Here is a 14,238-nt window from a genome sequence, read left to right on the forward strand (position 1 = left end):
TTGGTAGCGGGAGCTGGATTTGAACCAACGACCTTCGGGTTATGAGCCCGACGAGCTACCAGACTGCTCCATCCCGCATCAACGTGCAAAATTATATCTAAATTTGAATCATTTTTCAATCAGAAAAATTTTCTAATTAGACTTGATTAAGTTGCACCTTAATCAAAAGTGGTAGCGGGAGCTGGATTTGAACCAACGACCTTCGGGTTATGAGCCCGACGAGCTACCAGACTGCTCCATCCCGCATCAACGTGCAAAAAGTATATCTCAACTCAAACCTTGTTTAAGTTGCCTATCTTAAGTTTGCATCTTAATTATAGGATTGATTGGTAGCGGGAGCTGGATTTGAACCAACGACCTTCGGGTTATGAGCCCGACGAGCTACCAGACTGCTCCATCCCGCATCAACAGATTTTGCTGCAAACACCAACTTAAACTTCTGGATTATAAGTTGGTGCGGAAGGGGGGACTTGAACCCCCACGCCCGAAAGCACTACCACCTCAAGGTAGCGTGTCTACCAATTCCACCACCACCGCAGCTGTGACGCATTCTAGTGGTTTCAATGAAAAATTGAAAGCGAAATATTCAATTATTCAGCTGGTTTTGGTGCAGTTGATGAAGTTTCAGGCGATTTTTGATCAACTTGCTCAGTTGTGTTAATCGTTTTCAAACCATAAGCATCTGTCGTTTGCTGCTTCGCAAAGTAAGCCAAGCTAATACTTGTGATAAAGAATAAAGCAGTAAGTATCCCGGTTAAACGAGTTAAGAAGTTACCAGAACCAGAAGCGCCGAATACAGTCGCTGCACCGCCACCGCCAAAAGACGCACCTGCATCTGCACCTTTACCATGCTGTACTAGAATTAAAATAATCATCAATAACGCTAAAATGATGTGTAGCACCAGTACAAAAGATTGCATGATGAACTCCTAATTATTTTGATTGGGCAAATGCTTGCGCAATTTGAACAAATGATTCTGCATTGAGTGATGCACCGCCTACGAGGGCACCATTGATATCAGGGCATGCTGCCAATTCAACAGCATTCTCAGGTTTTACACTACCACCATAAAGAATTGCTATGTTTTGACCTTCAGGTGTAATTTGACTCAATCCTTCACGAATTTTAGCATGCATTGCTTGTGCATCATCCGGGGAAGCTGTTTTACCAGTTCCAATTGCCCAAATTGGCTCGTAGGCGACGGTAATATGCACCCATTGCTCTGGATTCACAACACCTGCAATGTCACAAATTTGTTGTAACACCACTTGCTCAGCTTGCCCACTTTCACGCTGTTCAAGGCTTTCACCCACACAATAGATGATATGTAAGTTAGCAGCTAAAGCATTTTTTATTTTTTCATTAAGAATCGCAGGCGTGTCATTAAATATTTCACGACGTTCAGAATGTCCAATTAATACATAATCGACTTGGCTATCCTTTAAAAGATCTGCGCTAACTTCACCTGTAAATGCACCAGTACCCGCAATACGTGATACATCTTGAGCGACCACAAACACTTCATGAGCATCTGTTGCAAGTTCATTTTTTACTTGGAGTAAAGCCAATAAAGTTGGCGCAACACCAATTTTACAAACATCATGAGCGATTGAAGCTTGCTCAAGCTGTTGTTTCAAATCAGCTAAAAGCTGTTGCGTGTTAGCCTGCATTGGGTTCATTTTCCAATTGCCTACAACCCACGGAGTAATTGTCGAACCCGACATAGATCTAACCTTCTATCAAAAATGCGCACATTCTACACGGATTTTAAAAAATTAACGTAAAAATTCAATGGATACAGATTCAGCACCTAGAATTCTTTAAAAAAAGACAACATAAGACACAATACCCAACAGAATAAGTGAAAAAATTCAATTTTTTCATAGTTTTCGGATAATATTAATGATTTTAAGTATAGAATTTTCTACTTATAACCGTATAATTTTAATATTCGAATTATAAAATGAATTTAAGGCGTATTGGGGATGACTTTAGATCAAAGTGGGCCAAAATTTTCTGGGTTAAGTCGTCGTTTGGTTGATGAAGGCATTTTGACCTCCCAGCAAATGCAAAATGCTATTATTAATTCAAAAAAATCTCATCAAAAATTAGTACCTTACCTCGTTGAACATCTCAAAATACGAGCAAGTACGATTGCTGAAATGGTTGCTCAAGAGTTTGGGGAGCCATTGTTCGATTTAGATGCATATAATGTTGAGTTACTACCCAAAGATATCGTTGCAGAAAATCTTGTTACAAAACACTTAATCTTACCTTTATATCAACGAGGTATATCTTTATTTGTAGCGACGAGTGATCCTACAGATATCGAAGCATTGGAAGCAATTCGATTTAATAGTAAATTAAACGTCGTTCCTATTACTGTAGAACATAATAAACTTGAAAAACTGATCGAAAAGCATTTTTCTGAAAATGAGAATTTCAATTTCGGTGATGAAGATCTTGACGTTAACGTGGTCGAGAACGATACACCGCAAAATAATAACGATGATGGTCCTTCAGGTGATGATTCCCCGATTGTTAAGTACATCAACAAGCTTTTGGTTGACGCCATTCGCATGGGTGCATCAGATTTACACTTCGAACCTTATGAAAAAACGTACCGAGTTCGATACCGCGTTGATGGTGTTTTAAGAACTATTGCAAATCCACCATTGCAACTCGCGAATCGATTAGCTTCACGCTTGAAAGTTATGTCTCAAATGGATATTTCAGAAAAGCGTATTCCGCAAGATGGCCGTATTAAGCTTAAATTATCTCGTACTAAAGCGATTGATTTTCGTGTGAACTCATTACCAACCTTATTTGGTGAAAAAATCGTATTACGTATTTTGGATCCTTCTAGTGCAATGCTTGGTATTGATGCATTAGGTTATGAAGAAGATCAGAAAGCTTTATTTCTTGAGGCACTTGAGAAGCCTCAAGGAATGTTACTGATTACGGGCCCAACAGGTTCTGGTAAAACAGTATCGCTTTATACAGGATTGAATATTTTAAATACTGAAAATGCCAACATCTCTACAGCAGAAGATCCCGTAGAAATTAACTTAGAAGGCATTAATCAGGTCAACGTCAATTATAAAGTGGGCTTAAGCTTCTCAGTCGCATTGAAATCATTCCTGCGTCAAGATCCTGATATTATTATGGTCGGGGAGATTCGAGATCTCGAAACAGCTGAAATTGCAATTAAGGCAGCACAAACAGGCCACATGGTGATGTCTACACTTCATACCAATAGTGCTCCTGAAACCTTAACCCGGTTGCGCAATATGGGGGTTCCCTCTTTTAATATTGCAACTTCGGTGAATCTCGTCATTGCTCAACGACTTGCTAGACGACTGTGTGTGCACTGCAAAGTACCTGCTGATATTCCTAAACCAAGTTTGTTAGAAATGGGATTCACAGAACAGGATTTAGCAGATCCAGATTTTAAAATTTATCAACCTGTCGGTTGTCCTGAGTGTCGTGATGGTTATAAAGGACGTGTCGGTATTTATGAAGTCATGAAAGTGACACCTGAAATTTCGAAGATTATTATGGATGATGGCAATGCATTAGAGATTGCAGCTGCATCTGAAAGACTGGGGTTTAAGAATCTTCGACGTTCGGGCTTAATTAAGGTCATGAACGGACTCACTTCTTTACAAGAAGTGAATCGTGTGACCAGTGAATAATTAAAAATAAGGAAATCATTATGGCGGTGAAAAAAGCACAGATGATGCCAACGTTTGTATATGACGGCGTGGATCGCAAGGGTACCAAAGTTAAAGGTGAAATGCCTGCGCGTAATATTCAACTTGCAAAAGTCATGCTCCGCAAACAAGGCATTACGGTGCGTAGTATCCGCGAGAAGCGCAAGAATATTCTTGAAGGCTTAATGAAGAAGAAAGTGTCTACTTTGGACATCACCATCTTTACGCGTCAGCTTGCCACCATGATGAAAGCAGGTGTACCACTTGTTCAAAGCTTTGAAATTGTTGCAGAAGGCCTAGATAATCCTGCAATGCGTGAAGTGGTTTTGGGTATTAAAACTGAGGTCGAAGGTGGTAATACTTTTGCAGGTGCACTACGCAAATATCCTCAGCATTTTGATCAGTTATTCTGCTCATTGGTAGAATCAGGTGAGCAATCAGGTGCGCTTGAAACCATGCTCGATCGAGTTGCGATTTATAAAGAAAAAAGTGAAGTTCTCAAACAAAAAATTAAAAAAGCGATGAAGTATCCAATTACTGTCATTGTGGTTGCAATTATTGTGACCATTATTTTGATGGTCAAAGTGGTTCCTGTCTTCTCTGAGATGTTTAGCTCATTTGGCGCAGACTTACCTGCGTTCACGCAACTCGTAGTGGCAATGTCTGAGTGGGTGCAAAAATATTGGTTTATTTTAATTATTGGTATCGCGCTGACCATTATCGGCTTTATTGAAGCCAAAAAACGTAGTCAAAAATTTGCGGATGCATTAGATCGCACGGCTTTAAGGCTGCCTATTTTTGGTGATTTGGTTTATAAAGCAATTATCGCACGTTATAGCCGTACACTTTCAACCACATTTGCTGCCGGCGTCCCTTTAATCGATGCACTCCAATCAACAGCTGGCGCAACGAATAACGTGGTATACGAGCAAGCAGTTATGCGTATTCGTGACGACGTTGCGACTGGTCAACAACTTCATTTCGCTATGCGCTCGACCAATTTATTCCCATCTATGGCTGTGCAAATGGTAGCGATTGGTGAAGAATCGGGTTCACTCGATGCTATGCTAGATAAGGTTGCAACCCATTATGAAAGTGAAGTCGACAATGCTGTCGATGGCTTAACCTCCATGATGGAGCCTTTGATTATGGCCATTCTAGGTGTCTTGGTCGGCGGCTTAGTCATCGCAATGTATCTTCCAATTTTTCAAATGGGTTCTGTGGTGTAATGAACGAAATAATTGCGTATTTAATTCAATCGCCTACAGCACTCTATTTAACTGTAGGAATCATCAGCTTATGTGTCGGCAGTTTTTTAAATGTTGTCATTTACCGCACACCTAAAATGATGGAGCAAGAATGGCGTCAAGACTGTCAGATGTTTTTACATCCCGACCAAGCCATAATTGATGAAGATAAACTCACGCTAAGTAAACCTGCATCGACCTGCCCAAAATGTAAAACACCTATTCGTTGGTATCAAAATATCCCAGTGATAAGTTGGTTATTTTTACGTGGAAAATGTGGTGAATGTGAAAATCCGATCAGCATTCGTTATCCACTAGTAGAAGTTTTAACTGCTGTTTGCTCATTAGTGGTCGTCGCGGTATTTGGTCCAAGCCTACAAATGCTTTTTGGCTTAATTTTAACGTGGACACTGATCGCACTCACATTCATCGACTTCGATACACAACTTTTACCCGATCGATATACTCTCCCCTTGGCTGCACTTGGTTTAGCGGTAAATAGCTATGCACTCTACACCTCACCTACCTCCGCAATTTGGGGATATTTGATTGGTTTCCTCTGTTTATGGGTGGTGTACTATTTATTTAAAATCGTGACAGGCAAAGAAGGAATGGGATATGGCGACTTCAAATTACTGGCCGCGCTTGGTGCATGGATGGGTCCATTTTTATTACCGCTCATTGTCCTACTTTCATCCTTAGTCGGTGCAATCATCGGCATCATTTTGATGAAAGTCAAAAAAGAAAATCAGCCCTTTGCTTTTGGACCTTACATTGCGATTGCTGGATGGATTGCATTCTTATGGGGTAACGAAATTATGAAGGTTTATTTAGGGGGTTAAGCTAAAATAAGCCCCATTATGATAATTACAAGGTTTTTTACATGCGCTTTATTTTGGGCTTAACAGGTGGTATTGGTAGTGGAAAAACTGCTGCAAGTCAGTGGTTTGAAAAACAAGGTATTACTGTTGTTGATGCAGATATCGTAGCACGTGAAGTGGTTGAAATTGGAAAACCTGCACTACAAAAAATTAAAGATCATTTTGGGGATTGGGTGCTATTGGAAGATGGCGCACTCGACCGCAGAGCGTTAAGAGACCATATTTTTAAACATCCTGAAGCTAGAAAGATATTAGAAAATATTACGCATCCTGCAATTCGCCTATCGATTATTGAACAACTACAACGGGCGACCAGTCCTTATGCCATTTTAGTTTCCCCACTCTTATTTGAAACCAATCAACACCAACTTACTCAACGTACTTTACTGATCGATGCATCCACAGAATTACAAATCTTGCGTGCTTCGCAACGTGATCATCAAGACATTGAGCAAATTAAAAAAATAATGAGTGCGCAAATGTCTCGTGAAGAAAAATTAAAACGTGCAGACGATGTTGTTATTAATGATGGTGAACTTGATCATCTCTATCAACAACTCGCAGTAAAACACCAATATTATCTCGATATTGCACAACAAGCTTAGATTTTAAAAAAGCAGTCTAAGAAGACTGCTTTTTTTGTTGCTCAAGTTTTTGGCTTAGTGCATCTTGGCGACCCAGCCATCGCCATGGTTGTAATGCGCCTATCGCCATACCCAACAACCCAAATAACATCGCAATACTTAAAGGTTCATTTAACAAAGGCACTGCCAAAATTGCAGCTAAAAAAGGCGCTAAATTGGTAATGCTCCCTGCTTTAAAAGCCCCGAGTCTTTTAATCGCTTCCACATAAGTTAAAGTTGCAATAATGACCACGAATATGCCATGAAATATTGTCTGAAACAGTAAATGCTGAGGCTCAGGAGTACTAAGATCTTTGGGCAAAAATAACACGTAAATGGGTACATAAATCACGGCTGACCAGATGGCAACTCCACACATCGCCTGCCATGCACTCAGTTGGAATTTACGCAGTAATACGGTAAATATTGCCCAAAAAATGGCGCTCAAGAAGAATAATCCATCACCAGCACCAAAAGGAATGCCTGATTCACGATACATCAGGAGACTCATAATACCGAGCACGGTGATCATAATGAGCAAACTTGCCCATGTATGACGATCAAAAGCCTGCTTCATCAATATAAAAGCCACGATGGCAGTACAAATAGGAATACAACCATTGAGAAAAATTGCAGCATGCGCAGTCGGTGCATAGTGAAATGCGCTATAAGCCAACAAACAATAGATCACACCACCAATCATTGCCAAAATAAATGGTTCTTTTTTAAGTAAAAAAGAGGCTTCTCTACGATAAAGTAAAATCGGCATTAAGATCAAAAAAGCCAGTGAAAAACGCAGTGCCACAATGTCCCACGTATTGATGTGCCATAGCGCATTTAATCGTGCAGTGAGGGTAAATCCCCCCCAGATGCACATGGTAGTAATAAGAAAAAAATAGCCTTGGGCTCGATCTGAAAGTGCCATCTCAAATTAGGCTTGACGTTGTCTACACGCTTCGTAAAGTGCCATGCCTGTCGCCACACTCACATTCAAACTTTGTAAATTGCCACTCATTGGAATATAAACTTTGTGATCGCATTGCGCCTGAGTAATCGGTCTTAAACCAGTATCTTCAGCACCCATAATCACTGCGACAGGACCAGTCAAATCACATTCGTGAATAGGTAGAGCATGCTCATCTAACATCGTGCCAATCACTCGAACATTAAAATCATCTTTGATTTTAGCTAAAGTACGAGCCAAATTCGTCACTTGGATAAATTTAACTTTCTCTGCACCACCAGCAGCAACCTTACGAGCCGTTGGTGTTAAGCTCGCAGAACGATCACGAGGAACAACAACCGCGTGTACGCCCATGGCTGCCGCAGTTCGAATACACGCACCCAAATTATGCGGGTCCGTCACTTGGTCAAGCGCCAGTAAAAAAACATTGTCTGTACTTTTGATTAATTGCTCAAGATCATTTTCATTCAGCGTTGGATGAGGACGAACTGCAGCAACGACACCTTGATGAAAAGGTTGTCCAGCCAGTTTTTCAAGGCTGTCTCGGCTCGCTTTTTGAATACTAATTCCGAAAGGTTCAGCCAACTCAAAAATACGTTTTAAACGTTGATCTTCACGACCTTTTAGTGCAAATAGAGTCAAAACGCGTTCAGGTTCTAACTCCAACAATGACTCCACAGAATGAACGCCATAATAATATTCGGGTTTAGCCATGAACGACCTCAACTCACTAAGACAATACAATAATATAGAAAAGAAAAATCCCGCAAAGCCAACTTTACAGGATTTTATATAGCGAATAGTTTAACCGATTTGACCATTGAATGTTGGTCAAATTTTTTTTGGGTAATTAGCCTTCGAAATGACAAACGTAGTCTAATACGTCATCTGTTTCGATTTTGAAACGGCTCTCACCAGGCACGTAAAACGACTGCCCTGCACGGAAAAGCTCATGTTCTTCATTGTCTGCAATTGTGACACGACATTCACCAGAAATAATTTCCATACGCTCTGGTACATGTGTTTCAAAAATAAGCGGTTGTTCCGTCGGTAGAATAACCCCAAGTGTTTTTTTCGTACCGTCTTCAAATTGAACAGTGTGGCTAATACACGTCCCGCCAAAATAAACATTTGATTTTTTTACAACAGATACATGATCAAATTGTGATGACATGCGTATTCTCCAAATAATGCGCATTTTATAAATTTTAATTGCCGTAGTTTAATTGCGCTCGAGCAACTAATCAATCAGTGTTTTGCAATGGTTTTTATAAGCAACTTTTGTTCCCTAATGATGAAATTTAAAGATTTTTTTGATTTCTTCTATATATCTTTTGTACACAGGTAAAAGAATATATTCAGTCACTAGTAATCAACCTAATTTCAGTTAAAATGCAAACTAAAAGTTCTCATATTCAAATGTCGTGACTTGAGACTAAAACAAAATTTCTCTATCTTAGAATCCACACTTTCGCAGCTCGGATGCGTTTATGCTGACACACCTTAATCTGATCAACTTTGCTTTAGCCGATAACTTAGCCATTGATATTGATCAAGGTTTCAATGTTCTTACGGGTGAAACTGGTGCAGGTAAATCTTTATTACTCGATGCATTATCAGCGTGTTTAGGCGAGCGTACTGATACGAATTACGTTCGTTATGGTTCAGATAAGGCTGATGTTACAGCCGTATTTAGTTATCAAGATCAAAGTCCTGAAGCTGAATGGTTAAGCACTCATGAGCTGGCAGATGAATCGGGTGAAATTCATCTAAGACGGGTAATATTTGCTACAGGTCGTAGTAAAGCTTGGATCAATGGACGTCCAAGTAGTCTGTCAGAATTAAAGGAAATAGGCAGACTCTTAGTCCAACTTTACAGCCAGCATAGTCAGCAACAACTGTTAGAACCGCCCTATCCAAAACATTGGTTAGATCGTTACAGCAACTTTGGTCAACATACGCTTGCTGTCAAAGACAGTTATAACACATGGCAAAAAAATATCCGACAGCATCAAGCTGCGCTTGATGCACAGACCACCCGCCTTCAACGCATTGAGACACTTAATCTTCAATTAGAAGAATTAGAAGAAGTGGTTCGACTTGACTATAAAGAAATTGAACAAGAGTTCGATCGCTTAAGTCATCATGAACACATCATGCAAGATTGTAGTTATGCAATCAACGTTTTAGATGAGTCTGATCAAAATATCACTCAGGAAATTTCAAGTATTATTCGCAAGCTTGAATCTCATGCAGGTCGTAGTGATTTACTCTCTGAAATTTATAACTCATTATTAAATGCGCAAAGTGAACTCGATGATGCCAGTGCGAATTTAAAACAATTCATTGACCGTCAGAGTTTTGATCCTGAACGAATGGAAGAGTTAAACACACAACTGGAAATATTCCATCGTTTAGCGCGCAAATATCGAGTACAACCCGAAGATTTAAAATCAGAATACGAACATTGGCAGGCAGAGCTAGAACAATTACATCAGCTTGAAGATCCAGAGACTTTGGCTGAACAAGTTGAAATTTCACATCAACAGTTTATAGAGAAAGCTCAATATCTGGATGATATCCGTCGTAAAGCAGCAGAACCCTTAGCCAAACTCTTAACAGAACAAGTCAAGCAACTGGCTTTACCAGAAGCTCATTTTGAATTCCGTTTTGATCCTCTGGAGCAACCTTCATCTGAAGGGTTTAGTTTTATTCAATTATTGTTCACAGCAAACAAAGGGATTCCACCTCAACCACTTGCGAAGGTTGCGTCTGGTGGTGAATTGTCACGTATTGCATTGGTCATGCAAGTCATGAATGCAGAAAAAACTGAAGCTGAAGTACTCGTTTTTGACGAAATTGATGTGGGCATCAGCGGTGGAACAGCTGAGATTGTCGGTCGCTTATTGGCTGGATTAGGTCAACATGTTCAAATTCTATGTATTACACATCAAGCCCAAGTTGCAGCGCAATCGGACCAACATTTGTTAGTGAAAAAACTGCAAACAGACCCTGCTAGCAGCACTATCGTTGAGCTTGATGAAGATCAACGGATATTAGAGCTTGCTCGCATGACTGGTGGTGTCGAAATTAGCGAGACCACCCTTCAACATGCAAAACAATTAAGGCAATTAAAGTTTCAGACCAGCACATCTTGATTATTTTAAAAGGATTGTTGAAAACCCATAAGTCTAGTATGTTGAAGTAAAGTGATACTCAAACATAGGAGAAGCCATTAGGTGAGTAAACAATTTCTAACGCACCGTTGCCTGATTGCCCCACCTGATTTAGCAGATGATTTCTTCGCAAATAGTGTGGTCTATATTGCTCGTCATGATCATGAAGGTGCGCAGGGAATTATGATCAATCGTCCAGCTGGGATTCAGGTTAAAGAACTCTTAACAGATCTTGATATCGTTGCAGATCATGTTCACCCACATGATGTCTTACAAGGTGGTCCTTTACGACCAGAAGCTGGTTTTGTACTTCATACGGGTCAACCTACTTGGCATGCGTCCATCGCTGTAGGTGAAAATCTCTGTTTAACAACTTCAAAGGATATTCTTGATGCAATCGCACACAATGAAGGTGTTGGTCGCTATCAAATTGCTTTAGGCTATGCAAGTTGGAGTAAAAACCAGTTGGAGCAAGAAATCGCTCGAGGTGACTGGCTCATTTGTGACTCTGATATGGATTTGATTTTTAACTTACCCTATGACGATCGCTGGGACGCTGCCTATAGAAAAATGGGGGTCGATCGTACATGGCTTTCATCTGAGATTGGACATGCCTGATTCAACTACCGCTCAACTCATTATGGCCTTTGACTTTGGCACACAAAAAACAGGAATGGCTGTAGGATCGTCCATTATTGAAAGTGCTACGCCACTTTCACTTTTACCGATGAAAGATGGCATTCCCAATTGGGATGATCTACTCAAAATTGTAAAACAGCATTCTCCAAATCTGTTTTTAGTCGGGCTACCACTGAATATGGATGATAGCGAATCGGAACTATCAACACGAGCACGTAAATTTGCTCGTCGTTTAAGACACCAAACCAATATAGAAACATGGATGGTGGATGAGCGATTAACAACTCGCGAAGCGCGTGATGAACTCGATCATTATCAGGCGCAAGGGCGTGGAAAAAAGTTGTCCGCAGACAGCTTGGCAGCCGCTTTATTTATTGAAAGTTGGTATCGTAATCCTCAAGGTATTCAACCTTAATAGAATATTTGCCACTTCATCTAGGATAAAAATAGCGAAAGGTTAAATTGATTCTAGGCTCTAATACTTTGGTTGATTTCGCTAAAGTGTGTTTCCAAAAACGCTGTGTTTGACCTTTCATCACAATCAACTGTCCTGATTGTAGATACATTTCAGCAGTATGAGTTTTATCACGATGTTTAAATCTAAATTTTCGGGTTGCGCCGAGACTCAGTGAAGCAATGACGGTCTCGCCATGTTCAGGATCTCTTAATGCAGCCTCATCATCACTATGCCATCCTACACCTTGAGTTCCATCTTCATACAAATTAGCCAAACAAGAATTAAATTGAACTCCTGTTATAAGTTCAATTTTTTGCTTGAGTGCTAATAATTTCAAATCCCAAATCTGTGCTTGTTTATCCATCCCTGAATAGTGATATTGATAGTTTTGGTCACCATACCATACGACTTTACGACCCGTCTTAAAATATTGGCCGTATAAAATCACTTCATCCTGTTTCCAAGCCAAAGCTTCTGAAAAATAATCGAAATAATCCTGTGATTCAGCATGAGTAAGTATAAGGCCGTAATCTTCTACAATCCCATCACAAGGTAGGAGATTTGAATTGGGTTCGGGTGCAAACAGCTCGAAGTTCATAACCAATTTGCCATGAAAATATAACCTTATATTAGCTGAATATTTCAACTGACAAATTGAAACATTGTGAACGCTTGTGACACTGGACAATCAAGCTTAGACTGGCATAAATCTAGACAATAAAAACAATCGCTTATGAATTTATGGCAACTTTTTCTAAAACTTAAACCTTTCGTTCGACCTTATCGCTTTTTAGTGATTGCCACTCTCTTTCTTACGCTCATCGGCTCTTTCACAGCTCAAGTGAATGCACTCACTTTGCAGTATGCAGTTGATGAAATTAATGCGCTGGTTGAGAATGGTTTTGGCTTAGCTGAAGGCTGGAATATCCTGATTACCATTACAGCGATATTATTGGGTAAAGAAGTAATTAATGCTTTTGTGCAATTCGGACAAAAGTTTTATGGTGAAAAACTTAGAATTTTTATTTCACAAGATCTAGCACAAGGCATCATTGAAAAATTTCTGACCTATAGATTAGCTTTTTTCAACGAAGAGAATAATCAGGCGGGCAAATTACAAACACGAATCGATCGTGGTATTGGCTCTCTGACTCGTCTAGTTCAAATATTCTTTATTGACATTTTGCCGTTATTTACCAGTGCGATCGTGGCTTTAGGATTAATGTACTACGCCAACTTTTATGTTGGCTTAGTGGCGACCACTATCGTTCCAATCTACTTCTGGTTAACTTATAAACAAGCACAAAAACTCGGAGGCTGGCGTCGGAATTTACGTGATGGTCGAGAAAAGAAAAGCCAAGGTATCCTCGGAATTATTAATTCAATTACGGTTATCAAATCTTTCAACCGCGAGTCAATAGAATCAACCAAACAACTCAAACTACAAAAAGAACTCACAGATAATCAAATGCAAACCCGTCAGGTCAGCTTTTTATTTGATGGGTTAAAAACCTTTATTGAACAAATAGGTATTGTTTTAATCATCATCCTAACTGCGTATTTTGTGCTTGATGGTCAGATGAGCATCGGTATGATCATGTTTCATGTACTGTTGTTCAATAATGTATCCGCGCCAATTCGCTCCTTACATCGTATATATGATGAAGTGAATGATGCCATGATCTATTCAGAAAGCTTCTTTAAAATTTTAGAAGCAGATGATCAAATTGAACCTACAGGTCAACTCAAACCGCAAATTCAAGGAAAATTTACGCTGAAAAATGTTGAATTCTTTTATCCAAACGGTCACCACGCACTAAAGAATATCAATATGGAGATTCGACCCAATAAAATTACTGCATTAGTTGGCTTATCAGGCGCGGGAAAATCAACCTTAATCAGTCTTTTAGATAAATTTTATGAACCTAATCAGGGGTGTATCGAACTCGATGGCATCGATCTCAATCAAATTGATACACAATATTTGAGAGATCATATTGGATTAGTCCTACAAAAAAATCATATTTTCCAAGGGACTATTCTTGAAAATATTCGCTATGGTAAAACAGATGCTACTGAAGAAGACGTGATCATTGCTGCTAAAAAAGCATCCATTCATGAGCAAATTTTACAACTTCCTGATGGCTATCATTCCGATGCATTGCAACTCTCTGGAGGACAACAACAGCGTATTGCGATTGCTCGTATGTTCTTGAAAAATCCACCGATTATCTTTTTAGATGAACCGACAGCGAGTTTGGATGCCATTGCTTCGGAACAAATTAAACAAAGCCTTGATGAGATTAAACAAGGACGTACTGTCATTATTATCTCGCACAGCCTGTCGCAAATTATTGATGCGGATTACACCTATGTCATGAAAGAAGGCGAAATTGCCGAGCATGGAGAACATGATGCTCTTTACCATCAAGACGGTGTATATAAACAAATTTTTGATGCGATGGCTAAAAGTTTGAATATCGAAAAAATTGCAAAAACTTTTGAAGACGATGGGGATGAGGAAACCCATAGTTAAA

Annotated in this window: 14 protein-coding genes and 4 tRNA genes; 8 read left to right on the forward strand and 10 right to left on the reverse strand. The window is 39.7% G+C overall.

Going from position 1 to position 14,238, the window contains the following annotated elements:
• Window position 1: 1 nt before the first annotated feature.
• From AC1M9L_RS12785 to tpiA, 6 genes are all read right to left on the reverse strand, one after another.
• Window positions 2-78, reverse strand: a tRNA-Met gene (locus AC1M9L_RS12785).
• Window positions 79-169: 91 nt separating this feature from the next.
• Window positions 170-246: transfer RNA gene (locus AC1M9L_RS12790), tRNA-Met, on the reverse strand.
• Between the two features lie 81 nt (window positions 247-327).
• A tRNA-Met gene (locus AC1M9L_RS12795) sits at window positions 328-404 on the reverse strand.
• A gap of 48 nt (window positions 405-452) precedes the next feature.
• Window positions 453-537 (reverse strand) — tRNA-Leu (locus AC1M9L_RS12800).
• 53 nt (window positions 538-590) lie between these two features.
• Window positions 591-920: a preprotein translocase subunit SecG gene (gene secG / locus AC1M9L_RS12805; protein ID WP_035266018.1), complete on the reverse strand. Its 330-nt coding sequence runs from the start codon at window positions 918-920 to the stop codon at window positions 591-593.
• Between the two features lie 13 nt (window positions 921-933).
• Window positions 934-1,725: a triose-phosphate isomerase gene (gene tpiA / locus AC1M9L_RS12810; RefSeq protein WP_035266016.1), complete on the reverse strand. Its 792-nt coding sequence runs from the start codon at window positions 1,723-1,725 to the stop codon at window positions 934-936.
• Between the two features lie 261 nt (window positions 1,726-1,986).
• Between tpiA and pilB the strand changes: the two genes are divergently transcribed.
• From pilB to coaE, 4 genes are read left to right on the forward strand one after another with little or no spacing between them, the layout of a single operon-like run.
• A complete protein-coding gene (gene pilB / locus AC1M9L_RS12815) occupies window positions 1,987-3,696 on the forward strand; it encodes a type IV-A pilus assembly ATPase PilB (protein ID WP_481592346.1) in 1,710 nt (569 codons plus the stop codon).
• 20 nt (window positions 3,697-3,716) lie between these two features.
• Window positions 3,717-4,943, forward strand: a complete 1,227-nt coding sequence (locus AC1M9L_RS12820; RefSeq protein WP_092766657.1) for a type II secretion system F family protein — start codon at window positions 3,717-3,719, stop codon at window positions 4,941-4,943.
• Window positions 4,943-5,803 (forward strand): prepilin peptidase, encoded by an 861-nt coding sequence (locus AC1M9L_RS12825; protein ID WP_481592347.1) that lies wholly within the window; start codon window positions 4,943-4,945, stop codon window positions 5,801-5,803. Before AC1M9L_RS12820 ends, AC1M9L_RS12825 begins: the two co-directional genes overlap by 1 nt.
• A 41-nt stretch (window positions 5,804-5,844) precedes the next feature.
• Window positions 5,845-6,447: a dephospho-CoA kinase gene (gene coaE, locus AC1M9L_RS12830; RefSeq protein WP_481592348.1), complete on the forward strand. Its 603-nt coding sequence runs from the start codon at window positions 5,845-5,847 to the stop codon at window positions 6,445-6,447.
• A 16-nt stretch (window positions 6,448-6,463) separates the two neighbouring features.
• Here the strand turns inward: coaE and AC1M9L_RS12835 are convergent, their stop codons facing one another.
• The 3 genes from AC1M9L_RS12835 to ppnP form a co-directional block, all read right to left on the reverse strand.
• A complete protein-coding gene (locus tag AC1M9L_RS12835; protein WP_092766655.1) occupies window positions 6,464-7,390 on the reverse strand; it encodes a DMT family transporter in 927 nt (308 codons plus the stop codon).
• A 6-nt stretch (window positions 7,391-7,396) separates the two neighbouring features.
• Complete coding sequence (gene rlmB / locus AC1M9L_RS12840) at window positions 7,397-8,143, reverse strand: 23S rRNA (guanosine(2251)-2'-O)-methyltransferase RlmB (protein ID WP_035266007.1); 747 nt, start codon at window positions 8,141-8,143, stop codon at window positions 7,397-7,399.
• 136 nt (window positions 8,144-8,279) lie between these two features.
• The gene (ppnP, locus tag AC1M9L_RS12845) at window positions 8,280-8,603 is read right to left on the reverse strand and encodes a pyrimidine/purine nucleoside phosphorylase (RefSeq protein WP_035266006.1); all 324 of its coding nucleotides are present in this window, start codon (window positions 8,601-8,603) and stop codon (window positions 8,280-8,282) included.
• Between the two features lie 316 nt (window positions 8,604-8,919).
• Here ppnP and recN point away from each other — a divergent pair, with 316 nt between their 5' ends.
• From recN to ruvX, 3 genes are all read left to right on the forward strand, one after another.
• Window positions 8,920-10,587, forward strand: coding sequence for a DNA repair protein RecN (recN, locus tag AC1M9L_RS12850; protein WP_035266004.1), 1,668 nt, complete (start codon window positions 8,920-8,922; stop codon window positions 10,585-10,587).
• 81 nt (window positions 10,588-10,668) lie between these two features.
• Window positions 10,669-11,223, forward strand: a complete 555-nt coding sequence (locus tag AC1M9L_RS12855; protein WP_035266003.1) for a YqgE/AlgH family protein — start codon at window positions 10,669-10,671, stop codon at window positions 11,221-11,223.
• Window positions 11,216-11,659, forward strand: coding sequence for a Holliday junction resolvase RuvX (ruvX, locus tag AC1M9L_RS12860; RefSeq protein ID WP_035266001.1), 444 nt, complete (start codon window positions 11,216-11,218; stop codon window positions 11,657-11,659). The genes AC1M9L_RS12855 and ruvX overlap by 8 nt, the downstream gene beginning before the upstream one ends.
• 16 nt (window positions 11,660-11,675) lie before the next feature.
• On the opposite strand, the gene AC1M9L_RS12865 is transcribed toward ruvX, so the two are convergent.
• On the reverse strand, window positions 11,676-12,299 hold the full coding sequence (locus tag AC1M9L_RS12865; protein ID WP_481592349.1) for an alpha-ketoglutarate-dependent dioxygenase AlkB family protein: 624 nt from the start codon (window positions 12,297-12,299) through the stop codon (window positions 11,676-11,678).
• A 135-nt stretch (window positions 12,300-12,434) separates the two neighbouring features.
• Here AC1M9L_RS12865 and AC1M9L_RS12870 point away from each other — a divergent pair, with 135 nt between their 5' ends.
• Window positions 12,435-14,237, forward strand: coding sequence for an ABC transporter ATP-binding protein (locus AC1M9L_RS12870; RefSeq protein WP_481588591.1), 1,803 nt, complete (start codon window positions 12,435-12,437; stop codon window positions 14,235-14,237).
• The last annotated feature ends 1 nt before the right edge of the window (window position 14,238 follow it).

The sequence above is a fragment of the Acinetobacter sp. ANC_7511 genome, from assembly GCF_056779975.1.

Excerpts from the sequence above, each read along its gene's own strand:
- secG (WP_035266018.1), bottom strand. The coding sequence starts at position 920 with ATGCAATCTTTTGTACTGGTGCTACACATCATTTTAGCGTTATTGATG.
- tpiA (WP_035266016.1), bottom strand. The coding sequence starts at position 1,725 with ATGTCGGGTTCGACAATTACTCCGTGGGTTGTAGGCAATTGGAAAATG.
- pilB (WP_481592346.1), top strand. The coding sequence starts at position 1,987 with ATGACTTTAGATCAAAGTGGGCCAAAATTTTCTGGGTTAAGTCGTCGT.
- AC1M9L_RS12820 (WP_092766657.1), top strand. The coding sequence starts at position 3,717 with ATGGCGGTGAAAAAAGCACAGATGATGCCAACGTTTGTATATGACGGC.
- AC1M9L_RS12825 (WP_481592347.1), top strand. The coding sequence starts at position 4,943 with ATGAACGAAATAATTGCGTATTTAATTCAATCGCCTACAGCACTCTAT.
- coaE (WP_481592348.1), top strand. The coding sequence starts at position 5,845 with ATGCGCTTTATTTTGGGCTTAACAGGTGGTATTGGTAGTGGAAAAACT.
- AC1M9L_RS12835 (WP_092766655.1), bottom strand. The coding sequence starts at position 7,390 with ATGGCACTTTCAGATCGAGCCCAAGGCTATTTTTTTCTTATTACTACC.
- rlmB (WP_035266007.1), bottom strand. The coding sequence starts at position 8,143 with ATGGCTAAACCCGAATATTATTATGGCGTTCATTCTGTGGAGTCATTG.
- ppnP (WP_035266006.1), bottom strand. The coding sequence starts at position 8,603 with ATGTCATCACAATTTGATCATGTATCTGTTGTAAAAAAATCAAATGTT.
- recN (WP_035266004.1), top strand. The coding sequence starts at position 8,920 with ATGCTGACACACCTTAATCTGATCAACTTTGCTTTAGCCGATAACTTA.
- ruvX (WP_035266001.1), top strand. The coding sequence starts at position 11,216 with ATGCCTGATTCAACTACCGCTCAACTCATTATGGCCTTTGACTTTGGC.
- AC1M9L_RS12865 (WP_481592349.1), bottom strand. The coding sequence starts at position 12,299 with ATGAACTTCGAGCTGTTTGCACCCGAACCCAATTCAAATCTCCTACCT.
- AC1M9L_RS12870 (WP_481588591.1), top strand. The coding sequence starts at position 12,435 with ATGAATTTATGGCAACTTTTTCTAAAACTTAAACCTTTCGTTCGACCT.